General features: G+C 67.9%; 21 protein-coding genes. 2 read left to right on the top strand and 19 right to left on the bottom strand.

Annotated elements, in window-relative coordinates; translation table 11 throughout:
* Window positions 1-16: 16 nt before the first annotated feature.
* From CDO81_RS16730 to recA, 14 genes are all read right to left on the bottom strand, one after another.
* Window positions 17-1,585 carry an NAD(P)/FAD-dependent oxidoreductase gene (locus CDO81_RS16730; RefSeq protein WP_088484357.1) on the bottom strand — a complete coding sequence of 523 codons (1,569 nt, stop codon included), beginning with the start codon at window positions 1,583-1,585 and terminating at the stop codon, window positions 17-19.
* Window positions 1,582-2,034, bottom strand: coding sequence for a GtrA family protein (locus tag CDO81_RS16725; protein ID WP_158218318.1), 453 nt, complete (start codon window positions 2,032-2,034; stop codon window positions 1,582-1,584). Before CDO81_RS16725 ends, CDO81_RS16730 begins: the two co-directional genes overlap by 4 nt.
* Window positions 2,031-3,896: a hypothetical protein gene (locus tag CDO81_RS28145; protein WP_158218317.1), complete on the bottom strand. Its 1,866-nt coding sequence runs from the start codon at window positions 3,894-3,896 to the stop codon at window positions 2,031-2,033. Before CDO81_RS28145 ends, CDO81_RS16725 begins: the two co-directional genes overlap by 4 nt.
* A gap of 125 nt (window positions 3,897-4,021) precedes the next feature.
* Window positions 4,022-4,480, bottom strand: coding sequence for a pilin (locus tag CDO81_RS16720; RefSeq protein ID WP_088484355.1), 459 nt, complete (start codon window positions 4,478-4,480; stop codon window positions 4,022-4,024).
* A gap of 292 nt (window positions 4,481-4,772) precedes the next feature.
* Window positions 4,773-5,558, bottom strand: a complete 786-nt coding sequence (locus CDO81_RS16715; RefSeq protein ID WP_088484354.1) for an MBL fold metallo-hydrolase — start codon at window positions 5,556-5,558, stop codon at window positions 4,773-4,775.
* A 236-nt stretch (window positions 5,559-5,794) separates the two neighbouring features.
* Window positions 5,795-6,448 (bottom strand): FHA domain-containing protein, encoded by a 654-nt coding sequence (locus CDO81_RS16710; RefSeq protein WP_088484353.1) that lies wholly within the window; start codon window positions 6,446-6,448, stop codon window positions 5,795-5,797.
* 36 nt (window positions 6,449-6,484) lie between these two features.
* Window positions 6,485-7,294: a Stp1/IreP family PP2C-type Ser/Thr phosphatase gene (locus tag CDO81_RS16705; RefSeq protein WP_088484352.1), complete on the bottom strand. Its 810-nt coding sequence runs from the start codon at window positions 7,292-7,294 to the stop codon at window positions 6,485-6,487.
* Complete coding sequence (locus CDO81_RS16700) at window positions 7,291-8,415, bottom strand: serine/threonine-protein kinase (protein WP_088484351.1); 1,125 nt, start codon at window positions 8,413-8,415, stop codon at window positions 7,291-7,293. The genes CDO81_RS16705 and CDO81_RS16700 overlap by 4 nt, the downstream gene beginning before the upstream one ends.
* Before the next feature lie 10 nt (window positions 8,416-8,425).
* A complete protein-coding gene (locus tag CDO81_RS16695; protein WP_088484350.1) occupies window positions 8,426-9,121 on the bottom strand; it encodes a TerC family protein in 696 nt (231 codons plus the stop codon).
* Between the two features lie 175 nt (window positions 9,122-9,296).
* Entirely contained in the window at window positions 9,297-10,190 is an 894-nt protein-coding gene (gene sucD, locus CDO81_RS16690; protein WP_088484349.1) for a succinate--CoA ligase subunit alpha, read from the bottom strand.
* A gap of 20 nt (window positions 10,191-10,210) precedes the next feature.
* On the bottom strand, window positions 10,211-11,371 hold the full coding sequence (gene sucC / locus CDO81_RS16685) for an ADP-forming succinate--CoA ligase subunit beta (protein ID WP_088484348.1): 1,161 nt from the start codon (window positions 11,369-11,371) through the stop codon (window positions 10,211-10,213).
* Window positions 11,372-11,396: 25 nt separating this feature from the next.
* On the bottom strand, window positions 11,397-11,972 hold the full coding sequence (locus CDO81_RS16680; RefSeq protein ID WP_088484347.1) for a DUF2889 domain-containing protein: 576 nt from the start codon (window positions 11,970-11,972) through the stop codon (window positions 11,397-11,399).
* Between the two features lie 159 nt (window positions 11,973-12,131).
* Window positions 12,132-12,713 carry a regulatory protein RecX gene (locus tag CDO81_RS28425; protein WP_088484346.1) on the bottom strand — a complete coding sequence of 194 codons (582 nt, stop codon included), beginning with the start codon at window positions 12,711-12,713 and terminating at the stop codon, window positions 12,132-12,134.
* 15 nt (window positions 12,714-12,728) lie between these two features.
* Window positions 12,729-13,766 (bottom strand): recombinase RecA, encoded by a 1,038-nt coding sequence (gene recA, locus CDO81_RS16670; protein WP_088484345.1) that lies wholly within the window; start codon window positions 13,764-13,766, stop codon window positions 12,729-12,731.
* A gap of 173 nt (window positions 13,767-13,939) precedes the next feature.
* Between recA and CDO81_RS16665 the strand changes: the two genes are divergently transcribed.
* A complete protein-coding gene (locus tag CDO81_RS16665; RefSeq protein WP_088484344.1) occupies window positions 13,940-14,611 on the top strand; it encodes a response regulator in 672 nt (223 codons plus the stop codon).
* Between the two features lie 35 nt (window positions 14,612-14,646).
* A complete protein-coding gene (locus CDO81_RS16660; protein WP_088484343.1) occupies window positions 14,647-16,149 on the top strand; it encodes a sensor histidine kinase in 1,503 nt (500 codons plus the stop codon).
* Here the strand turns inward: CDO81_RS16660 and rodA are convergent.
* Genes rodA through CDO81_RS16635 form a run of 5 tightly spaced genes read right to left on the bottom strand, consistent with a single transcriptional unit; the run spans window position 16,139 to window position 21,981 of the window.
* Entirely contained in the window at window positions 16,139-17,293 is a 1,155-nt protein-coding gene (rodA, locus tag CDO81_RS16655) for a rod shape-determining protein RodA (protein WP_088484342.1), read from the bottom strand. The genes CDO81_RS16660 and rodA overlap by 11 nt on opposite strands.
* Complete coding sequence (gene mrdA, locus CDO81_RS16650; protein WP_088484341.1) at window positions 17,290-19,377, bottom strand: penicillin-binding protein 2; 2,088 nt, start codon at window positions 19,375-19,377, stop codon at window positions 17,290-17,292. Before mrdA ends, rodA begins: the two co-directional genes overlap by 4 nt.
* Window positions 19,378-19,391: 14 nt before the next feature.
* A complete protein-coding gene (gene mreD, locus CDO81_RS16645) occupies window positions 19,392-19,913 on the bottom strand; it encodes a rod shape-determining protein MreD (RefSeq protein WP_088484340.1) in 522 nt (173 codons plus the stop codon).
* Window positions 19,910-20,902, bottom strand: coding sequence for a rod shape-determining protein MreC (mreC, locus tag CDO81_RS16640; protein ID WP_088484339.1), 993 nt, complete (start codon window positions 20,900-20,902; stop codon window positions 19,910-19,912). The genes mreD and mreC overlap by 4 nt, the downstream gene beginning before the upstream one ends.
* Before the next feature lie 35 nt (window positions 20,903-20,937).
* The gene (locus tag CDO81_RS16635) at window positions 20,938-21,981 is read right to left on the bottom strand and encodes a rod shape-determining protein (RefSeq protein WP_056191483.1); all 1,044 of its coding nucleotides are present in this window, start codon (window positions 21,979-21,981) and stop codon (window positions 20,938-20,940) included.
* Window positions 21,982-22,007 lie beyond the last annotated feature (26 nt).

The raw sequence follows: 22,007 nt of genomic DNA, 5'->3' as shown, positions 1-22,007 counted from the left end.
ATGGCACGCGGCGCCGTCAGTTCTTTGTCGGGGCTTCCTCGTGGTAGTCGTCGTCGATGTTGACGGCCCAGATCGCCTCGCGCCCGGTGCCGCCGTTGAGGATGGCCTGCGCCGCCAGGCGGGCCGACAGCATGGAGTGGTCCTGGTTGTTGTAGCGGTGCATGCCGTTGCGACCGCACAGGTAGAGATTGCTCAGGCCGTCGAGCCAGCCGCGCAGTTCGTCGAAGCGCTGGAAGGCCGCGCCGAAATAACCCGGGTAGGCCTTGGGCTGGCGCAGCACGGTGGCGTCCAGCAGTTCGGCCTCGTCCGCCAGGCCCAGTTGCTGCATCTCGCGCACGGCCAGGGCCTTGAGGGCGTCCTCGCTCATGGCCCACAGCGAGTCGTCGTCGCGGGCGAAGAACTCCAGGCCGAGCCAGACGGTGTCGGGGTCGGCCACCATGTAGGGGCTCCAGTTGTTGAAGACCTGCACGCGGCCGACCTTCACGCCGGGTTCCTGGATGTAGATCCAGTTGTCACTGACGTGCCGCGCCTTGCCGGCCACCTTCGGGCTCATGCGCCGGTACAGCAGGCCGACGGTGATGAAGTCGCGGTACTCCAGGCCCGAGGCGATGGCCAGCGCCGGGGCGTCAGGTGCGGGGCGAAGCGCCTGCGCCAGTTCGCGGATGGGCATGGTCGACACCACATGGCCCACGTCGAAGCTCTGACGCTGGCCCTGGCCGTCATGCGCTACCACGCGCTCCACGAGGTGCTCGCGGCGATGGATCTCGTCCACTGCCCAGCCGCGCAGCAGCCGGCCGCCGCGCCGCTCGAACTCGGCGGCCGCCGTCTCCCACATCTGGCCGGGGCCGTACTTGGGGTAGAGGAAGCTCTCGATGAGCGAGGTGTGCTGGGTGTCGGTCTTGCCCGTGACGATCTTCTTCAGCGCCTGCTTGGCGGCACTGCCGATGGACAGGCTCTTGATGCGTTGCGCGCCCCAGTCGGCACTGATGTCGCGGCAGGGCACGCCCCAGACCTTCTCGGTGTAGTCCTTGAAGAACTGCAGGTAGAGCTGGCGCCCGAAGCGGTTGATGAAGAAGTCTTCCAGCGTGCGCTCGGGCTGGATGGGGCGTGCGGCGGCTGCCATGTAGCTGCCGGCGAACTGCAGGCAGCGACCCAGGCCCATGTTGCGCACCAGGTCCAGGCCGGGCTTGAGCGGGTAGTCGAAGAAGTTGCCGCCAAAGAAGATGCGCGACTGGCGGCTGCGCACCAGCATGACGGCGTCATCCGACTCGCGGGCGGTGGCCTGGCTGGCCCCGAGCAGCCGCTCCTGCCCCTGGTAGGCCAGGCGCGCATCGCCGCCGCCAGCGGGCCGGGCAACGGGCAGCACATCGCGCCACCAGTCCATCACCCAGTCCGACTTGGAGAAGAAGCGGTGCCCCCCGATGTCGATGCGGTTGCCCTTGTAGCTGACGGTCTTGGAGATGCCGCCGATGGCGTCGGTGGCCTCCAGGATCGTGACCTGCGGATAGCCGGCGCGCAGCAGTTCCAGGCCGGCCGTGAGGCCGGCCGGGCCGGCACCGATGATGAGGGCGGAGGGTTGGGTCATGCGGAATTGGCGCCTGCGGCGCGCGTGAACAGCAGGAGCTTGCGCAGCGTGAAGTTGAAGGCGAAGACACCCACGGCAGTCAGCAGTTTGGCAGGCACCGGTGGCCAGTGTTGCCGGCTCACCAGCCACCACAGGCTGGCCTGCGTCAGCAGCATGCCCGCGAGACCGATGCCCGCGAAGGCGGCGAACTCGGCGCGACGGTCGTGCAGCCGGTGTTGATGGAAGACCCACATCACGCTGCCGGCGTAGGCCACGGCAAGACCTGCGGCAAAGCCGAGCAGGATGGCTGCGGCGAGCGGGACTTCGGCGCGCAGGGCCAGTGCGTACGCCCCCGTGTCAGTCACGAGTGCGGCCAGGCTCGTCAGGCCATACCGCCAGCCCTCTTGGAGCAGCTGTCTCAGGCGATCGGGCAAGGGCGTGGCTGCCACCAGGCGGGTCGGCGCGGTCACGGCGCTGCCCTCTGGAACTGGGTGCAGGCGTAGAGCGAGAAGCGACGCGGTCCGGCGGTGAGCACCGACAAGGGTGTGGCTTGCACGGGTGACTCGAACACCAGGAAGTCGGGTCGCTGGGGCTGGCTGCACAGGTCGGCCAGCAACACCGGCGATGGCGTGGCGCAGCGGACGAGGGCCTGCGGGTCGCCGCCGATCAAGGACCCGGCCTCGCATTGTTCGCGCGCGTCGTCAATGGCCCGGTAGGCCGCGCGGCGGGGGGCAAAGGTCAGGGCGGTGTCACGGCCGAACAGGGAGCCGGCGCTTTGCAGGCGTGAATAGTGGCTGGTGCGGCCGAGCAGGCTCCAGATCGCACCGACGTTGTCCGGCCAGTAGACGCTGGCATGGACCGGAATGAAGCGGCTGAAGGGCGGGTTGGGCGGCGGAGATTCCACGAGCTGCCCGAAACTGTCGCGGCGGTCCCAGGTCAGCAATGCAGCGATCAAGCCCAGCGTGGCGACGCCAAGTGCCGATGCGTTCGCCCAGGCGCGACGGTGACGTGCACCGATCCACAGCAGCGCCACCAGGCCCAGGGCAATCAAGGGCTCGGTGACGATTTTGGCGGCGCGAGCGGCCGCACCTGCATGAGGTTGCAGCCAGCTGATGCGATCCAGCTGCAGCATCAGGTGGGTGGCGCTGTAGCCGACCAAGCCCAGTGCGCACAGCACCAGCAGCCCGCGCGTCAGGGACGGTGAAACGACCACCTGACGCCATGCCAAGCCGGCACTCAGCAGCACGCCGACGAGCAAGGGGCCGCCGTAGCTGCTGCCGGCCTGGGCGTCCAGCAGCAGCAGGGCTGCGAAGGCGGCGGTGAGCTGCCACAGCCCTTGTTGCTGCCACAGCTGCCGCAGCACGAAAGGCGACAGGGCCATGGCCAGCGCATGCGTCAGCCACAGCACGCGCCACGGCTGAATCTGCGTGATCAGCACGCTGTGCAGCAGCACCGAGCCGGCGGCGCTCGCGGCCAACAGCAGCCCGGTGGCGCCGAGGCTTGCTGCCAGCAGGCGCCGTCCGGCCTGCGCGGGGGGCAGCAGCGCCCAGGCGGCAGCGATCAGACCGACGTCGGTCAGCACGCCGCGCCAGTCGCGGAAATCCCATTCGTTGACGAAGAGATGTCGGCTGATGGTGGAGATGATGTCCCACCAGGTGGGGTCGAAGCGGCGCAGCAGCCGGTCCAGCGGCGACACACCCAGCGCGCCCAGCACGAGCGCGGCCGGCACGGCGGCCAGGGCCCAGAGCCAGCGACGGTTGTGACCCACGGCGAAGAGCCATGCGATCACCACGGCCGGCAGGGCCATCAGGGGATGCAAGGCGAGTGCGATACCCAGCAGGGCAGCGGCGACGGCCCATCGCCCGCGCACACACGCCGCCAGGCTTAGCAGCGCCAGCGGTTCAGCCAGCGTTCGCGCGGTGAGATAGGGCTCGGTGTAGCCAAAGATGCGCATGCCGCCGTACATCGGCGACAACACGCCCACTGCCAGCAGGCCCCAGGGGGCCAAGGCCTGCAGCCCGAGGCTGCGCAGCAGGGCGAGCACCGCGAGCGCCGAGGCGCCCAGGCCCAAGAGCAGCAGTGCCAGGTGCGTGGCATTGCTGCCGAGCATGTCGTACAGCGGCGCCACCAGCAGCGAGTACAGCGAGAACGCGTCTTGCGAACCGCTGCTGAAGAAGGGGTCGCCGCTCAGGGCGGGCACACGGGTGCGCAGCAGCGTCTGCCCGCTGTAGAGGATGCCGTCGTGCTGCAGGCCTTCGTAGCCGCGGGCGAACAGGAACAGGGCCGCAGCGGCCAGGCCGGTCACCAGCAGGGGTCGGGGGCTGCGAAGCATCGGTCGGCAGGTCGGTGCTGGGATGGTGGTCAGGCGGGGGTGACGCGCAGCTTAGGGCCAGCCCAGCGGGCGCCACAAAAGAAAACAGGGGCCGAAGCCCCTGTTCTGTGACCAACTTGGGTTGATCAGGAGTACGAGTTCTTCTCGATGACTTGCTTCAGCGTCGCGTTGGTCACGGCGCTGCCGTCGATCTTCCAGTTGACAGCCGAGTTGCCCAGCGTCGGGGTGAAGGTGATGGACTTGCCGCCCAGGTCGTTACCGACCTTGGTGGACGATTCGAAGGTCAGGGTGATGACGCCGGCACCGGTGATGGTGGCGCTGGCCACTTCGTTGGTCTTGGTGAACGTGGCGTTGCTCAGAATGCCGGTCTGGTTGCAGTTCGTCAGGGCGCCTTCTTCCTGGCCGCACAGGGCCACGGCGTTCTTGAAGGAGTCGATGGCGACGATGGCGTTGCCGATCTTGGCCTTGGCCGTGTAGTCCTTGTACTGCGGAATGGCCACAGCAGCCAGGATGCCGATGATGGCCACGACGATCATCAGTTCGATCAGGGTGAAGCCTTGTTGGGCGCGTGCTTTCAGGTTCATGGATAACTCCGACGAAAGGTAAATGGGAGGGAGGGAGGCTCCCCCACTGAATGCAGGGGGCGTGCCAGCTTTCTAGGGGGGATGGCGCGTGCGATTGCGCACGAATCGCCGCGTGCGGGCCTGCGGCCTGACAAAAATCGTCACTTGGCACTGACGCTTTGTGTCACTCACGAGGCGCGGCGCAAGAAATGTCAGTTGCATGCGTAACATCTTCTGGCGCGGCTCACAAATGGAAACAGGGAGGCAAAGCCTCCCTGTTGATCGGAGCGGTCTGCCGCAGCGCGGCGGCGCGTTACAGCGTCATGACCTGCCCGGCCTGCAAGGCGCTGATGCGGTGCGGGCTGTTCAGTGCCTGCACGCCGGCCATGACGGCTTCGACTTCCCCCGGCTTGATGTGCGTGATGCGCACGTCCACGCTGCCGGCCAGCTGGGCCAGTTCACGACCCAGATCGGTCGGGCACAGGTGCTGGCTGACATGGGCGACTTCTGATTCATCGTCGCTGAAGGCGGTCTCGATGACCAGGTGCGACAAGCGCATCGTGGCCAGGCGCTGCCAGAGCGCGGGGTTGGGGCCGGTGTCGCCGGTGAAGACCCAATGGGCATGGCCAGCGGCCGCCCCGGCGTCGACCGCGAAGCCGACGGCCGGCACGGTGTGCATCGCGGGGAGCACTTCGACCACGCGGCCGCCGAGGTCGAGGCGGTCGCCGATCTGGAAGGGATGCAGCGACAGCACCGGTGCCGCCGCCGTGGGCAGTGCGGTGAAGTCGGGCCAGATGATGCCGTTGAAGATGTGCTGGCGCAGGGCCGCCAGGGTCTCGGGCAGGGCGTGAACCTGGATGGGCGGACGGCCGGCCGCCACGCGCAGCCGCAGCACGGCATCGGCCAGCAGCGGAATGCCCAGCACATGGTCCAGATGGGAATGGCTGAGCAGGATGTGGTCGATGGCCGCGAGGGCGTCCAGCGGGAGGTCACCCACACCGGTGCCGGCGTCAATGAGCACATCGCCGTCCAGCAGGAAGGCGGTGGTCTTGTAGCCGGCGGCAATGGCGCCGGAGCAGCCCAGGACGCGGATGTTCATGCAGTGCGTGGCTTGGAAGGGGTGCCACGCATCAGGCGGGGCGGAGCCAAGAATGTACGCACCTACCTGATCAGTCAGACGGTCGTAATACCGACTTGGTAGCGCACCATGCGTGAGGAAATCACACGGTTCGCAAGGCTGGCAGGTTGCCCCATGACCCTCGCCGATCCGGCTTTGCCGGGCGGCCGAGGGTGCTCCCTTGAAGGGGCTGGCGAAGCCGGTAGGGGGTGGTCCGTTTACCCCTGGATGAACTGCATCTGCGTGCCGGCCAGCTCGATCAGGTCGCCGGTGCGCAGCGCGATGGACTCGCCGGTCAGCGGAATGCCGTTGACGCTGGGCCGGTGGGTGCCCTCGACGTGGGCGAAGACATAGCCGGTGGGGCGCTTGGTGATGGAAGCCACCTGCACACCTGGCTTGCCCAGCGTGGTGACGACCTTGGTCAGCGACACCTCACGGCCGGCAGCCGCGCCGGTCAGCACCTTGATGGTGGCCGGGCCGATGGACGAGCCGCTGCCCAGGGTGCCGAAGGCGGACGTCAAGCCCAGGTTGGCCGGCGCGCCGGCGCCCGGCTTGAGGATCATGGTCTTTTCGTAGTCGCCACCGTCATTCAGCAGGAACTTGATCTTGTACTTGCCGATCTCGACGGTGTCGTTGTCGGCCAGCAACTGCTTCTTGATCGCCTTGCCGTTGATGTAGGTGCCGTTGGTCGAGTTGAGGTCCTCGATGAAGACGTCGGCGCCCACCATCTGCAGCACCGCGTGTTCGCCCGACACCGCGAGGTTGTCGATGACGATGTCGTTGTACGGCCGCCGACCCAGCGTGGTCTTGTCTTTGGTGATCTGGACTTCCTTGATCACCACGCCGTCGAGCGAAACCACCAGTTTGCCCATGTATGACCTCAAGTTCTGTTGTGCGTGCCGCGACTTTCAGGCAACGGAGTCTTTGCCGCCTCGGCGACCGAAGGGCCACCAGCCCCGTCCTTCGGTACGTTGGCGGCCCTCGGCGCGGGCCAGGATGATCGCGATGTTATCGCGCCCGCCACTGTCATTTGCCGCAATGATCAGCGCGCGTGCCGCCTCTGACAGCGACGCGTTGGCATTCAGGAGGTTGGCGATGCTGTCGTCGTCCAGCATGTCGGACAGGCCGTCAGAGCACATCAGGAAGGTGTCTCCGGCCTGGACTTCGTGCAGGTGCAGCTCCATCAGCACCGTGTCTTCCACGCCCACGGCGCGGGTGACGAGGTTCTTGTTGCTCGAAAACGCAGCCTCTTCCACCGTCAGCAGGCCGGCGTCGATCTGTTCCTGCAGCAGGGAATGGTCGCGTGTGATCTGGGTCAGGCGTCCGCCGCGCAGGCGGTAGGCGCGGGAGTCACCGACGTGTCCGAGCAACAGTCCCTCGGGTCGGAAGACGCCCAGCACCAGCGTCGTGCCCATGCCCGCATAGCGCGGGTTGGTGTTGGCGGCGTTGAAGATCGCGCGGTTGGCGTTGTCCACGCAGATGTCCATGGCCCGCTTGACTTCACCCGCGCGGGCTTCCCGGCCGGCGTCCTTGAGCCAGCGTCCGAGTTCGGAGGCGACGAAGCTGGTCAGCATCTGGCTGGCCACCTCGCCGGCGTTGTAGCCGCCCATGCCATCGGCCAGCACGGCCAGCCCGGCGGCCTCGTCCAGGGCCACCGAGTCTTCGTTGTTGTCGCGCGCCCGTCCCACGTCGGTGGCGCTGAAGAACTCCAGGGTCATGGGGCTTGGCGAGGGTCGTGCGGTGGGGCACCAGTGGGAGCGGAGGGGCGATTCTGCCCTGCTTCCTCGGCGGCCAAGCGCAGTGTTTGTGCGAAGGCTGGATCGGGCGCCTCGGCACCGACCTCGGCAGCGGCCGGCTCGGCCTGCAGATCCATGACGAGCACCGCATCCAGGTCACGGGCCATCTGCTCTCCGGAGGGGTAGCGCAACTCGGGGCGCTTCTCGAGCGCCACGGCCAGCACCAGGGCCAGCGACTCGGGCAGGCTGCGGCGATGCAGGCGCACGTCGGGCGCAGGCTCCGTCGCGATCAGTTGCATGAGTTTCGCCATCGAATCGCTCTGGTGCGGCAGCCGGCCGGTCAGCAGCTGGTAGAGCAGCACGCCCAGCGAGTAGAGGTCGCTGCGTCCGTCCACCGCCAGCCCGGCGAGCTGCTCGGGTGACATGAAGGACGGTGTACCCAGGACCAGGCCCGTGCGGGTGCGGCTGCCGTCGCCGACGCGGGCAATGCCGAAGTCCATCAGCTTCAGATTGCCGTTGACCCGGTCGAGCATGATGTTGGCGGGCTTGATGTCGCGGTGGATGACGCCGCGGCTGTGGGCGTAATCCAGCGCGCGGGCCAGGCGGGCGCCCAGCTGCACCACCTCACGCACCGGCAGCAGCTGCCCCGGCTTCGTGAACAGGCTCAGGTCTCGGCCCAGCACGTACTCCAGGGCCAGCCAGGCGTCGTTGCCGTCCTGCCCGGCATCCACCACCTGCAGGATGTCGGGGTGCTCCAGCGCACCTGCCGCCCGCGCCTCGCGCATGAAGCGTTCGCGCACGTCGGCCAGGTCCTCGGAAGAGAACTCGCGACTCAGCGCCAGCCGCTTGATGGCCACCTGGCGGCCGGTGGAGCGCTGCGTGGCCTTGTAGACGATGGCCATGGCGCCGCGGCCGATCTCGGCGCCGATGTCGAAGTCGCGCAGGTCGGGCGTTGAGTCGCTGGGCCCGGCCGGTGCCGCAGCCGCCATGGCGCCCTGAGGCACCTCGGCCGGCGGTGCGGGCGCGTCATCGCCTTCGGCCGACCGGCCGATAAGCCGCTGCCAGAAGCTGCCCGCCTTGCCGGATTTGCCGCCGCTTGCCATGCAGGCGATCTTAGGCCGCGTCGCGCTTGCCGCGGCGACCCAGGGCCAGCCCGACGGCCACCACCAGCACGGCGCCGACGATGCTGACGGTGTAGTCCAGGTCGTGCAGATGGGCCAGGAACCAATCGTGCAGGACCACATCGGTGGTCGCCATCTCGCCAGCCACGAAGCCCAGCAGCGCCGCGCCCAGCGTGATGATCACCGGGAAGCGCTCCATCAACTTGAGCAGCATCGTGCTGCCGAAGATGATCAGCGGGATCGACAACCCCAGGCCGATGATGAGCAGCACGGTGCGGGCCCCCTCGGGCGCGCTGTTGGCGGCTGCGGCGACCGCAATGACGTTGTCCAGGCTCATGACGAGGTCGGCCACGAGGATGGTGCGGATGGCGACCCAGATGCTGCTGGAGGCGTGCACGTCGGCATCGTCGTCTCCCTCGGCGAGCAGCTGGATGCCGATCCACACCAGCAGCGCCGCGCCGATCAGCTTCAGGTAGGGCAGCTGCAGCAGCTGGACGGCGAACAGCGTCAGCACCACGCGCAGCACGATGGCGGCGCCGCTGCCGAAGATGATGGCGCGCTTTTGCTGATCAGCCCCGAGGTTGCGGGCGGCCAGCGCGATGACGACCGCGTTGTCGCCGGACAGCAGGATGTTGACCCAGATGATCTTCAGCAGCGCGATGAAGAAGGCGGCGTTGAGCAGGTCCATGGTGTGTTCGGTGGGTGGCACCGCAGTGTCGGCGGCATGGCAGGCCGGGTGCCAGCGTGCAATTACGCAGGTGACGCCGCAAATGTGACGTCCCGAATGACGTACCAAATGTGGCGTACCAAAAGGCCGAGGGCCGTTCAACGAACGGCCCTCGGGTGGTCAGGTCAAGGCTGAATTACAGCAGGCCCTTGAGCAGCTTGCCCATTTCAGACGGGTTGCGCGTGATGGTGAAGCCGCACTCTTCCATGATGGCGAGCTTGGCATCGGCCGTGTCGGCGCCGCCAGAGATCAGCGCGCCAGCGTGGCCCATGCGCTTGCCCGGAGGGGCGGTGACGCCGGCGATGAAGCCGACGATCGGCTTCTTCATGTTGGCCTTGCACCAGCGGGCGGCTTCGGCCTCGTCCGGGCCGCCGATCTCGCCGATCATGATGACGGCGTCGGTGTCCGGGTCGTCGTTGAAGGCCTTCATCACGTCGATGTGCTTCAGGCCGTTGATCGGGTCGCCGCCGATGCCGACGGCCGACGACTGGCCGATGCCCAGCTCGGTCAGCTGCGCCACGGCTTCATAGGTCAGCGTGCCGGAGCGCGAGACCACGCCCACACGACCCTTGCGGTGGATGTGGCCGGGCATGATGCCGATCTTGATTTCTTCCGGCGTGATCAGGCCCGGGCAGTTGGGGCCCAGCAGCAGCGTGCGCTTGCCGCCGGCGGCTTCCTTGGCCTTCATCTTGTTGCGCACTTCCAGCATGTCGCGCACGGGGATGCCTTCGGTGATGCAGATCGCCAGGTCGAGGTCGGCCTCCACCGCTTCCCAGATCGCAGCGGCAGCGCCCGCGGGCGGCACGTAGATGACCGACACGGTCGCGCCGGTCTGCGAGGCGGCTTCCTTGACGGTGGCGTAGATGGGGATCTCGGAGAACTTCTCGCCGGCCTTCTTCGGGTTCACGCCCGCAACGAAGGCGTTCTTGCCGTTGGCATAGGCCTGGCAGCCCAGGGTGTGGAACTGGCCGGTCTTGCCGGTGATGCCCTGGGTGATGACCTTGGTGTCTTTGTTGATGTAGATCGACATGGTGTGGAACTCCTGGGCGTTTACTTGACGGCGGCGACGATCTTGGTGGCCGCTTCGGCCATCGTGTCGGCGGCGATGATGGGCAGGCCGGATTCGGCCAGCATCTTCTTGCCCAGTTCTTCGTTGGTGCCCTTCATGCGCACCACCAGCGGCACGGACAGGTTCACGGCCTTGCAGGCGGTGATCACGCCTTCGGCGATGGTGTCGCACTTCATGATGCCGCCGAAGATGTTGACCAGGATGCCCTTGACGGCCTTGTTCTTCAGCATGATCTTGAAGGCCTCGGTCACCTTCTCGGCCGTGGCGCCACCGCCGACGTCCAGGAAGTTGGCCGGCTCGCCGCCGAACAGCTTGATGGTGTCCATGGTGGCCATGGCCAGGCCGGCGCCGTTGACCAGGCAGCCGATGTTGCCGTCCAGGCTGATGTAGGCCAGGTCGAACTTGGAGGCCTCGACTTCGGCGGGGTCTTCTTCGTCGAGGTCGCGGTAAGCGACGATCTCAGGGTGGCGGAACAGCGCGTTGGCGTCGAAGTTGAACTTCGCGTCCAGGGCCATCAGGTTGCCCTTGCTGTCACGGTTCAGCGGGTTGATTTCCACCAGCGACGCGTCCGTGTCCATGTAGCACTTGTAGAGCTTGGCGAACAGGTCGACGGCCTGGTCGACCGTGTGGCCTTCCATGCCGATGGCGGCAGCGATCTTCTTGGATTGCTCGGGCGTGATACCGGTCAGCGGATCGATCACTTCGGTGACGATCTTCTCGGGCGTGCTGTGGGCCACCTCTTCGATGTCCATGCCGCCTTCGCTGGACGCGATGAAGGCAACCTTTTGCGTGGCGCGGTCGGTCACCAGCGACACGTAGAACTCCTTGCCGATGTCGGCGCCGTCTTCGATGTAGAGGCGGCGGACCTTCTGGCCTTCGGGGCCGGTCTGGTGCGTCTTGAGCTGCATGCCCAGGATGGCTTCGGACTTTTCCTTCACGTCGTCGATGGTCTTGGCGACCTTGACGCCGCCGCCCTTGCCGCGGCCACCGGCGTGGATCTGGGCCTTCACGACCCAGACCGGGCCGCCCAGCTTCTGGGCAGCCTCAACGGCCTCCTGCACGGTGAAGGCCGGGATGCCGCGCGGCACCGGCACGCCAAACTGGCGCAGGATCTCTTTGCCCTGGTATTCGTGGATTTTCATGGCTGGGTCTCTCGGGTCGGGGAAGTCAGGAAACGGTGGTCGCGCGGGCGGGCTTCTTCTGGTGCCAGCGCGGGTAGAACGTAGCGACGGTCTCGCCGTCACGCCGCAGGGCGTGGCAGCGGTCGAGCTGGAAGGGCGGGTTGCCGTCGGCGTCGCCTTCGCGGGTGTCGATGATGGAGCCGGCCATGGCCTGGAGAACGGCCGTGGGCAGCACGAGGCAGAGTTCGGTCAGGTGGGTACAACCGCGCGTACCGCGCAATCGTTCCTGGACGGCCTGACGGAAGCCTTTCAAGAGGTTCAGGCCCACCAGCTGGGCGTAGGCGTCGCCATGCTGGTCGCAGGCGCCGACGTAGGGCATCCAGAGGGTCTGCGACGTCGCGGCGGTGATGGTGAGGCTGGCGTCGACCGTCAGCAACAGGCGCATCTCGTGGATGGGATCGCCCGCCTTGCGGGGCTCACCCGCGAGCGGCACGTCGTGCGTCTTGGTGTCGGTCAAGCTTGCTTCGACGTCGAACAGCCCGTCATCGCGCGCGAAAACCTGCACATCGAGGGCGCGGCGATGCAGCAAGCGGCGCGGGATGGACGGGTGGTCGGCGGGCATGGGGGCGGATCTGGCAGCAGAACCCGGCGCGTGCCGGGACGGGGTCTTGCCGGCGGGGGCGCGGGTTTTCGAAGGTCGAAAAGCGCCTGTAACCGGGTGAACCCTCGTTTTGGGGCAGCCGGCAATGTAGCACGGAGGGTGAAAAGTCCCCTCCTGCACTCAATCAAGCGAGCCTTGCGCCCTCAGCAATCGACGCACGAGATCGGGGGAAAACCCGCGCGCCAGCAGGAAACGCGTCTGCCGCGCCTGCTCGGCGGGCTCGCGGGCGGGCGTCGGGCCGAAGCGCTTGAGCCACACCTCGCGCGCGCGCTCCAACTCGCTGGCGCGCAGCGCGTCTTGCTGCTCGGCGTCGAGCTTGAGGCCGTGCTGGGCCAGCTCCTGCTGGATGCGCTGCACGCCGAACCGCGAAGCGCGCTGATGCACGCGGGATTCGACGAAGCGGGTTTCGTTCAGGTAACCGCCCGTGGCGAGACTGTCGAGCAGCGCGTCGACGGTCGCTTCTGCGGCTTCTGCGGCTTCGGCCGCCTGCGCGTCGGCTGCTGCGGTGGCGTCCAGGTCCTCGCCGAGGTCGGCTTCATCGAAGGCCCCCTTGGCGCCCGACCGGGAGGCGTTCACCGCTGTGGCCACCCGCTGCCGCCGTTCAATGCTCAGCAGCTTGCGGCGCAGCTCCAGCCGGCTGTGCTCCCGCTGGGCGAGCAGGGCAATGGCCCGCGCCTTCAGCGACAAAGGCTGCCGCGCCATGCCGGGGCAGCGGCCTTACTCGTCAGACGGCGCGGCCAGCAGCGCCACACCCAGCGAGTCGCGGATCTTGTTCTCGATCTCGCGGGCGATGTCGGGGTTCTCGCGCAGGAACTCGCGGGCGTTGTCCTTGCCCTGGCCGATCTTCTCGCCGTTGTAGGCGTACCACGCGCCGGATTTGTCGACCACCTTGGCGACGACGCCCATGTCGATGATCTCGCCCTCGCGGCTGATGCCTTCACCGTAGAGGATGTCGAACTCGGCCGTCTTGAACGGCGGGCTGACCTTGTTCTTGACGACCTTGACCTTGGTCTCCGAGCCGATGACCTCTTCGCCCTTCTTGATGGAGCCGATGCGGCGGATGTCCAGGCGCACGGAGGCGTAGAACTTCAGCGCATTGCCGCCGGTGGTCGTTTCGGGCGAGCCGAACATCACGCCGATCTTCATGCGGATCTGGTTGATGAAGATGACCGTGCAGTTGGTCTTCTTGATCGTGGCGGTGAGCTTGCGCAGGGCCTGGCTCATCAGGCGGGCCTGCAGGCCGGGAAGGCTGTCGCCCATCTCGCCTTCGAGTTCGGCCTTGGGCGTGAGTGCGGCGACCGAGTCGACGACGATGAGGTCCACCGAGCCGGAGCGCACCAGCGCGTCGACGATCTCAAGGGCCTGTTCGCCGGTGTCGGGCTGGCTGATCAGCAGGTCTTGCAGGTTGACGCCGAGCTTCTGGGCGTACTGGATGTCCAGCGCGTGCTCGGCGTCGATGAAGGCGGCGGTGCCACCGAGCTTTTGCATCTCGGCGATGACCTGCAGCGTGAGCGTGGTCTTGCCGGAGGACTCGGGGCCGTAGATCTCGACGACGCGACCGCGCGGCAGGCCGCCGACGCCCAGCGCGATGTCCAGGCCCAGGGAGCCGGTGGAGACGACCTGGATGTCCTCAATGACCTCGCCTTCACCCAGGCGCATGATGGAACCCTTGCCGAACTGCTTTTCGATCTGGGCGAGGGCGGCCTGCAGGGCCTTGGCTTTTTCGGTGTTGAGGGCTTTGACCGGGGCGTCCATGCGAATCTCCGTGGGAATGGGGCGGATTATGGGGCAATCTGTATGTTTGTACAGTGTTTCATTCCTGCGCCGCGGCGGGGGCGGCGCAGGATCGAACGAGATCGTAGGCGGAAGGTGGCTCAAGAGGTGAGCCACCCCCACAAGACCTAACATCGGCCCAGGAGACAACAGAAATGCGCATCCTCATTGCAGAAGACGATCAGGTCCTGGCCGACGGCCTGTTGCGCGCGCTGCGGGCCTCGGGCTACGCGGTGGACCGCGTGAGCAGCGGCACCGAGGCCGACACGGCGCTGGCCACGCACGAGTTCGACCTCGTCATCCTGGACCTCGGCTTGCCCCGGCTGCATGGCCTGGAGGTGCTGCGCAAGTTGCGCGCCCGCGGCTCGACGATGCCGGTGCTGATCCTGACCGCGGCCGACAGCGTCGAGCAGCGTGTGAAGGGCCTGGACCTGGGGGCAGACGACTACATGGCCAAGCCCTTCTCGCTGCAGGAACTGGAAGCCCGCGTGCGCGCCTTGACCCGCCGCGGCCTCGGCACGGCCAGCAGCCTGATCAAGCACGGTCCGCTCACGTTCGATGCCACGGGCCGCGTGGCCTACATCAATGAGCAGATGCTGGAGCTGTCGGCGCGCGAGCTGTCGCTTCTGGAGGTGCTGCTGCAGCGCGCGGGGCGCCTGGTCAGCAAGGACCAGCTCGTGGAGCGGCTGTGCGAGTGGGGTGAGGAGGTCTCGAACAACGCGATCGAGGTCTACATCCACCGCTTGCGCAAGAAGATCGAGCAAGGCCCCATCCGCATCGCGACGGTACGTGGGCTGGGTTACTGTCTCGAGAAGATTGCGTCATGAGGCAACGCGCCGGCTGCATGCAGCGGCCCGTCTAGATGCCGGCCAAGGACGGCGTCGCCCCCCAGCAGGGCTCGCTGTTCGGCGAGATCCTGGACTGGATGCTCGCGCCGCTGCTGTTGATCTGGCCGATCAGCGTCGCGTTGACCTGGTTGGTGGCGCAAGGCATTGCGAGCCGCCCCTACGACCGCGAGTTGGGTGAGATGGCGCGCAGCCTCGGCCTGCAGGTGGCCGCGGAGGCGCCGCCGCCGGGACTGGCCAAGGGGAAGGACCGGTATGCGCTGGCACCCGAGGCCGCGGCGCTGCTGCGGGCGGATGCGTCCGACACCGTCTTCTATCAAGTGCTCGGCCTGCGCGGCGAACTGCTCAGCGGCGATGCGACGCTGCCCGTGCCCACCGAGGAGGCGCCCATCGTGCCGTGGGAGCTGCACTTCCGCGACGACGAGGTGGGCAGCGATGCGGTGCGGGTGGCCTACCTGTGGGTGTCACCGGAGGGCCAGGCAGGGTCCACCAAGGTGATGCTGGTGCAGGTGGCCGAGACGCTGGGCAAGCGGGCCCGGCTCACCAACGAGATCATCAAGGGCGTCATCCTGCCGCTGGCGGTGCTGCTGGTGTGGCTGGCGCTGGCGCGCGGCATCTCGCCGTTGAACGAGTTGCAGCGGCGCATCCGCTCGCGCGAGAGTTCAGACCTGTCCCCCATCGACGAGCAGCGCGTGCCCGACGAGGTGGCGCCGCTGGTGCAGGCCATCAACGACCTGCTGATGCGGCTGGACTCGTCGATGAGCCGGCAAAAGCACTTCCTGGCGGATGCGGCGCACCAGCTCAAGACGCCGCTGGCCGGGCTGCGCACCCAGGCCGAGCTGGTGCAGCGCGAGATCGACGCGGGGCGGTCGTCGCCCGACGAGCTCAAGCGCTCGCTCGCGCAGATTGCCCGGGCCAGCGAGCGGGCGGCGCACATGGTCAACCAGCTGCTGTCGATGGCGCGCGCCGAGGACGCCGAACATGCGCTGCGCCGCGAGCCGGTGGACCTGGCCGAGGTGGCCATCGACACCGTGCGCGACTTCGTCCCGCGTGCGCTGGAGCGGCGCATCGACCTGGGCTATGACGGCGTCGTGCCAGACGACAGCCGGCTGCGCGTGCACGGCCACCCGGTGCTGCTGGGCGAGCTGGTGCGCAACCTGGTCGACAACGCCTTGCTCTACACGCCGGCCGGCGGCGTGGTGACGGTGCGCGTGGTGGAGGACCCCTTCGGCCAGGTCGTCGTGCTGCAGGTCGAGGACACCGGGCCGGGCATCCCGCCAGGCGAGCGGGAGAAGGTGTTCCAGCCCTTCTACCGGTCACTCGGCAGCGGCGTGGAGGGCTCGGGCCTGGGCCTGGCCATCGTGCAGGAGATCGTGCAGCAGCACGACGCCGAACTGGCGCTGGACGACACCCGGGTGCGCCGGGCGGCGGGCGGTGAATCGCCTGACGGCCAGGGGCCAGGCGCGCGCTTCACGATCCGCTTCCCCGCCACGGCGCAGGCGGTGCCGCTCAAGTCTTGACGAGCTTCCTGACCCGCGCGATGGACAGCAGCAGGCCAAGCGACAGGCCCAGCGTCACCATCGCCGTGCCGCCATAGCTGATGAAGGGCAGCGGCACCCCCACCACCGGCAGGATGCCGCTGACCATGCCCATGTTCACGAACACGTAGGTGAAGAAGCTCAGCGTCACCGCGCCGGCCATCAACCGCGTGAAGAGCGTGGGTGCATCGGACGCGATCATCAGCCCGCGCAGGATGAGCGCTGAAAAACCGATCAGCAGCGCCAGGGCGCCCATCAGGCCGAACTCCTCGCCGAAGGCCGCGAAGATGAAGTCGGTGGTGCGCTCCGGGATGAACTCCAGGTGGGTCTGCGTGCCCTGCATGAAGCCCTTGCCCGTCACGCCGCCGGAGCCGATGGCGATCTCGCCCTGGATGATGTGAAAGCCTTTGCCCAGCGGGTCCTTGCTCGGGTCCAGCAGCGTGCAGACACGATGCTTCTGGTACTCCTTGAGCAGCACCCATTTCACGTCGGGCTCGCAGATGTGGTCTTCGCTGGCCACCAGCGCGACGATGCCCGCCGCCGCCAGCACCATCACGGGCAGGATCAGGCGCCAGGGCAGGCCGGCGAAGAAGATCACGTACAGACCCGCAGCCAGCACCAGCAGTCCGGTGCCGAGGTCCGGCTGCTTGGCGATCAGCAGGAAGGGCAGCAGCAACAGACCGAAGGCGGCGATGAAGTCGGGCCAGCGCAGCAGGCCCTCGCGCTTCTGGAACCACCAGGCCAGCATCAGCGGGGTGGCGATCTTGAGCAGCTCGGACGGCTGGATCTGCGTGATGCCGATGTTGAGCCAGCGGGTGGCGCCTTTCTTGGTGATGCCGAAGAGCGCGGTGGCGATCAGCAGCGTCACGCCGAAGGCATAGAGCGGGATGGCCACGGCCATCAACCGCTGGGGCGGTACCTGCGCCACGAGGAACATCAGCGTCAGGCCGAGCACCATGTTTCGCGCGTGGTCGACGAAACGGGTGCCGTGGTCATAACCTGCCGAGTACATGCACAGCAGGCCCCAGAAGCACAGCCAGAGCACGGCCAGCAGCAGCGGGATGTCGAAGCCGACGAGCCAGGGCTTGAGCCGGCTCCACAGCGGCGGGCGCTCGATGACCGTCATCGTGAAGCTCCGGAAGCAGGGGCGGCGGGGGCCGAGGAAGCCGCGTTGGGTGCAGACGATGCACTGGCGGCGGTGGCCGGCGCGGCGCCCGATGCGGCACCCGATGCGGCACCCGATGCGGCGACAGGCGGCTGCCAGCCCACCAGCGGCACGTCGGCGGCTTTGCGCGGTGTGCCGATGGGGGCGAAGGTCTGGCCCAGCTGCGTCTTGGCGATGTCTTCCTCGCTCGGGTACTGGCCCAGCAGCAGGTAGTCGAACACCCGGCGGGCGATCGGCGCGGCGGACGATGAGCCCCAACCGGCGTTCTCGACGATGACGGCCAGGGCCACGGTGGGCTTGTCCAGCGGCGCAAAGGCGACGTAGAGGGAATGGTCGCGCTTGCGCTCGTCGGCCTTGATGCTGCTGTACTTCTCGCCGGCCTTCAGGCCCACGGCCTGCGCGGTGCCGGTCTTGCCGCCGCTCTGGTAGGGCGCGCCCATGAAGACCTGGCGCGAGGTGCCCTCCAGCGTCACGCCGTTCATCGCATTGCGGATCACGTCGACATCGGCGGGCCTGAGCGGCAGCGGCTCGCGTGCATCGCTGGCGATGCGGCGCTGCTCGTGCTTGACCACGTCCTCGATCTCACGCACCAGGCGCGGGCGGAAGCGCTGGCCACCCGAGGCGATGGTGGCGTAGGCATTGGCCATCTGCAGCATGGTGAAGCTGTTGTAGCCCTGGCCGATGCCCAGCGAGATGGTCTCGCCTGCGAACCATTTCTGGTTGGCCGGGCTCTTGCGGAAGTAGTTGCGCTTCCATTCCTGCGAGGGCAGCACGCCGGTCACCTCGCCCTGCAGGTCGATCTCGGTCTTGGCGCCGAGGCCGAAGGGGGCGAGCTGGTCGTGGATCAGGTCCACGCCCATCTCGTTGGCCAGGCTGTAGAAGTAGACGTTGGAGGAGCTGACGATGGCCAGCCGCATGTCCTTCGGCCCGGCCCGGTCGGTCTCGGGGCTGCCGAAGGTGCGGCCGCCGAAGCTGTAGGTCAGGGTGTCCATGATGACCGTGCCCGGGGCACGCTTGCCGCTGTTGAGCGCGGCCATGGCCATCAGCGGCTTGAAGGTGGAGCCGGGCGGGTACGTGCCCCGCAGGGCCCGGTTCAGCAGCGGCTTGTCGATGTCTTCGTTCAGGTCGCGCCAACTGTCGGCATCGATGCCGTCGACGAAGAGGTTGGGGTCGAACGTGGGCTTGGACACGAAGGCCAGCACCTCGCCGTTGCGCGGGTCGATGGCCACCAGTGCGCCGCGCCGCTCGCCGAACAGGCGTTCCACCAAGGCCTGCAGCTTGATGTCGATCGACAGGTTCAGCGTGTTGCCGGGCGTGGGCGGCCGGTGGTCGAGCCGGCGCACCGCGCGGCCGCCGGCGCTGGTCTCGACCTGCTCGAAGCCGGTGATGCCATGCAGTTCCTTCTCGTAGGCCTGCTCCAGGCCGAGCTTGCCGATGTACTCGGTGCCGCGGTAGTTGGCGAGGTCGTCTTCATCCCACTCGTCCATCTGCTTCTTCTCGGCCTGGTTGATGCGGCCGATGTAGCCGATCAGGTGCGAGCCGATGTCGCCCAGCGGGTAGGAGCGGAACAGCCGCGCCTTGATCTCCACACCCGGGAAGCGGAAGCGCTGCGCGGTGAAGCGGGCCACCTCTTCGTCGGTCAGCTTGGTGCGGATGGGCAGCGAGTCGGTGTGCTTGGCCTCTTCCAGCAGGCGCTTGAAGCGGCGCTTGTCGCGCGGCTGGATCTCGATGACCTGGCCGAGGGCCTCGATGGTGCCGTCCAGGTCGGTGACCTTTTCGGGGTTGATCTCCAGCGTGTAGGCCGAGTAGTTGCTGGCCAGCACGACGCCGTTGCGGTCCTTGATCAGGCCGCGGTTGGGCACGATGGGCACCACGGCGATGCGGTTGGACTCGGCCCGCTCGGCAAAGCTGTCGTACTGCGCCACCTGCAGCCACAGCAGCCGGGCCAGCAGCAGGCCAAAGCAGAACAACACGAACGCGCCCGCCGCGAGCACGCGCAGCCGAAAGCGCGAAAGCTCCTGGTGGAGGTTCTTGAGGACGACCACGGCGGTTCAGCGGGTCACAGGGGGCGATGGGCGTCGCGGTCGGGCGCGCGGCGCTGCGGGGCCAGCAGCAGCACGCTGGCCACGGGCCAGAGCGCGGCCTCAAGCAGCGGCGCGAGCAGCACCGTCCAGCCCGGCCACATGCCGCCCACCAGCAGGCGCACGATCAGCGCCAGCGCGTGCGCCGCCAGGAACAGCGGCAGCACCTGAACGGCCTGCGCGCCCAGCGGGAACCAGGTGAGGCGCCGATGCAGCGTGATTGCGCCGAAGCTCAGGCCGCTGTAGGCCAGCGCGTGCTGGCCCAGCAGGGCGCCATCGTGCACATCGATGAGCAGGCCAAAGACAAAGGCCCACAGCACCCCCACGCGCCGGGGCTGGTGCACGCCCCAGAACACGAGCACGACGGCCAGCACGTCGGGCATGGCGGCCAGTCGCCCGGCGGGCACCATGTCGATCATCAACGCGGCCACGAGGGTGAAGCCGATGAACCAGGGGTTGGCCGGCAGCAGCAGCTGGCCAGCGGCGCGCGGCATGATCATGGGGCAGCTCCCGACGCCTTGTTGGCGGCTTTCTCGGCGCGCTCGGCTTTCTTTGCGGCGCGGCTGGCGGCCTTGGTGGCGGCGGCGGAGGCTGCTTCTTCGGCAGCCGCCACCTCGGCCTCCTTCTTGGCAGCCAGATGGCGGTCGTGCGGCAGCAGCACGAGCACATGCCGGGCGCTGTCGGGCTGTGCGATGGGTGCCAGCTGCACCTGGGCGAAGCTGGAGTCGCCTCGCCGCTCGACCGAGGCGACCTTGGCCACCGGCAGGCCCGGCGGGTAGACGCCGTCCAGGCCGGAGGTGGTCATCAGGTCGCCCACCTTGACGTCGGCGTTGGCGGCCAGGAAGCGCAGTTCCATGCCGGCGCCATCAGAGCGGCCGGCGGCGGCATTGCGCATCTGGGTGCGGGCGTTGAGCAGCGGGATGGCGGCGTCCTTGTCGGTCAGCAGCGTCACCTCGCTGGACAACGGGTAGACGCGCGTCACCTGCCCCAGCACGCCGGCTTCGTTGATGACCGGCGAGCCGGCCACCACGCCCTGGGTGGCGCCGCGGTCGATGACGACGCGGCGGGAGAAGGGGTCCGGCGCTTCGTACAGCACCTCGGCGGCCAGCGACGGCACGCTCAGCGACGGCTGCAGGCCGAGCAGCTTGCGCAGGCGTTCGTTCTCGGCCTGCAGCGCCTCGGCGCGGCTCAGGCGCTCGGCCTGCTGGGCGAGTTGGCGGCGGGCCAGGTCTTCGGCCTGCATGGCGCGCTGGGTGCCGCGCAGATAGTCACCGGCGGTTTCCCAGGCGTCGACCGGCGTGAGCAGCAAGCGCTGCACCGGGTGCAGCACCAGCGCCAGCGCGGCGCGGGCGGGCTGCATGAGCTTGAATCGGGCGTCCGCCACCATCAGCAGCAGCGCGAGCGCCGAGCACAGCGCCAGCTTGGTCAGCGCCGATGGACCTTGGCGAAAGAACGGCGGTGGGGAGCGATCCAGGGTGCCGAGCGGCATGGCTTGCTGCGCGGCCCGAGGCCGCTACTCTGGGGTCACTCGGAGGTGAAGATGCTGCCCAGGCGCTCCATGCGCTCCAGGGCCATGCCGCAACCGCGCACAACGCAGGTCAGCGGGTCTTCGGCCACCAGCACGGGCAGGCCGGTCTCTTCGCCCAGCAGCCGGTCCAGGTCGCGCAGCAGCGCACCGCCGCCGGTCAGCATCATGCCGCGCTCGGCGATGTCGGCGCCGAGTTCGGGCGGGGTCTGCTCCAGCGCGTTCTTCACGGCGCTGACGATCTGGTTGAGCGGGTCGGTCAGGGCTTCCAGGATCTCGTTGGACGAGATCGTGAAGCTGCGCGGTACGCCTTCGGAGAGGTTGCGGCCCTTGACCTCCATCTCCTTGACCTCGCTGCCGGGGAAGGCGCTGCCGATGTTCTTCTTGATGGCCTCGGCGGTGGGTTCGCCGATCAGCATGCCGTAGTTGCGGCGGATGTAGTTGATGATGGCTTCGTCGAACTTGTCGCCGCCGACGCGCACCGAGCCCTTGTAGACCATGCCGCCCAGCGAGATGACGCCGACTTCGGTCGTGCCGCCGCCGATGTCCACCACCATGGAGCCCGAGGCCTCGGCCACCGGCAGGCCGGCGCCGATGGCCGCGGCCATGGGTTCCTCGATCAGGTAGACCTCGCTGGCGCCGGCGCCCAGGGCGCTTTCACGGATGGCGCGGCGCTCGACCTGGGTGGAGCCGCAAGGCACGCAGATGATGATGCGCGGCGACGGCTTGAAGGTCTTGCTGTCGTGGACCATCTTGATGAACTGCTTGAGCATCTGCTCGGTCACCGTGAAGTCCGCGATCACGCCGTCCTTCATGGGGCGGATGGCTTCGATGTTGCCGGGCACCTTGCCGAGCATGGCCTTGGCCTCGCGGCCGACGGCCTGGATGGTCTTCTTGCCGTTGGGGCCGCCCTCGTGGCGGATCGACACGACCGACGGCTCGTCAAGGACGATGCCCTTGCCGCGCACGTAGATCAGGGTGTTGGCGGTGCCGAGGTCGATGGCGAGGTCGGTGGAGAAATAGCGGCGCAGGGAGGCGAACATGGTGTGGCGCAAGGAGCCTCGCCGGC

The sequence above is a fragment of the Roseateles puraquae genome, assembly GCF_002205845.1.
GTDB classification, from domain to species: domain Bacteria; phylum Pseudomonadota; class Gammaproteobacteria; order Burkholderiales; family Burkholderiaceae_C; genus Pelomonas; species Pelomonas puraquae.
The sequence above is the reverse complement of the archived record's forward strand: the minus strand, read 5'-3'. Positions and strand labels throughout refer to the sequence as shown.

What these genes read in the sequence shown, in the direction of transcription:
- CDO81_RS16660 (WP_088484343.1), top strand. Translation starts at nt 14,647, where the DNA reads ATGCCGGCCAAGGACGGCGTCGCCCCCCAGCAGGGCTCGCTGTTCGGC.
- CDO81_RS16705 (WP_088484352.1), bottom strand. Translation starts at nt 7,294, where the DNA reads ATGACCCTGGAGTTCTTCAGCGCCACCGACGTGGGACGGGCGCGCGAC.
- CDO81_RS28425 (WP_088484346.1), bottom strand. Translation starts at nt 12,713, where the DNA reads ATGGCGCGGCAGCCTTTGTCGCTGAAGGCGCGGGCCATTGCCCTGCTC.
- sucC (WP_088484348.1), bottom strand. Translation starts at nt 11,371, where the DNA reads ATGAAAATCCACGAATACCAGGGCAAAGAGATCCTGCGCCAGTTTGGC.
- CDO81_RS16695 (WP_088484350.1), bottom strand. Translation starts at nt 9,121, where the DNA reads ATGGACCTGCTCAACGCCGCCTTCTTCATCGCGCTGCTGAAGATCATC.
- rodA (WP_088484342.1), bottom strand. Translation starts at nt 17,293, where the DNA reads ATGACGGTCATCGAGCGCCCGCCGCTGTGGAGCCGGCTCAAGCCCTGG.
- CDO81_RS16680 (WP_088484347.1), bottom strand. Translation starts at nt 11,972, where the DNA reads ATGCCCGCCGACCACCCGTCCATCCCGCGCCGCTTGCTGCATCGCCGC.
- CDO81_RS16665 (WP_088484344.1), top strand. Translation starts at nt 13,940, where the DNA reads ATGCGCATCCTCATTGCAGAAGACGATCAGGTCCTGGCCGACGGCCTG.
- recA (WP_088484345.1), bottom strand. Translation starts at nt 13,766, where the DNA reads ATGGACGCCCCGGTCAAAGCCCTCAACACCGAAAAAGCCAAGGCCCTG.
- CDO81_RS16635 (WP_056191483.1), bottom strand. Translation starts at nt 21,981, where the DNA reads ATGTTCGCCTCCCTGCGCCGCTATTTCTCCACCGACCTCGCCATCGAC.
- CDO81_RS16700 (WP_088484351.1), bottom strand. Translation starts at nt 8,415, where the DNA reads ATGGCAAGCGGCGGCAAATCCGGCAAGGCGGGCAGCTTCTGGCAGCGG.
- CDO81_RS28145 (WP_158218317.1), bottom strand. Translation starts at nt 3,896, where the DNA reads ATGCTTCGCAGCCCCCGACCCCTGCTGGTGACCGGCCTGGCCGCTGCG.
- CDO81_RS16715 (WP_088484354.1), bottom strand. Translation starts at nt 5,558, where the DNA reads ATGAACATCCGCGTCCTGGGCTGCTCCGGCGCCATTGCCGCCGGCTAC.
- CDO81_RS16710 (WP_088484353.1), bottom strand. Translation starts at nt 6,448, where the DNA reads ATGGGCAAACTGGTGGTTTCGCTCGACGGCGTGGTGATCAAGGAAGTC.
- sucD (WP_088484349.1), bottom strand. Translation starts at nt 10,190, where the DNA reads ATGTCGATCTACATCAACAAAGACACCAAGGTCATCACCCAGGGCATC.
- CDO81_RS16730 (WP_088484357.1), bottom strand. Translation starts at nt 1,585, where the DNA reads ATGACCCAACCCTCCGCCCTCATCATCGGTGCCGGCCCGGCCGGCCTC.
- mreD (WP_088484340.1), bottom strand. Translation starts at nt 19,913, where the DNA reads ATGATCATGCCGCGCGCCGCTGGCCAGCTGCTGCTGCCGGCCAACCCC.
- CDO81_RS16720 (WP_088484355.1), bottom strand. Translation starts at nt 4,480, where the DNA reads ATGAACCTGAAAGCACGCGCCCAACAAGGCTTCACCCTGATCGAACTG.
- mreC (WP_088484339.1), bottom strand. Translation starts at nt 20,902, where the DNA reads ATGCCGCTCGGCACCCTGGATCGCTCCCCACCGCCGTTCTTTCGCCAA.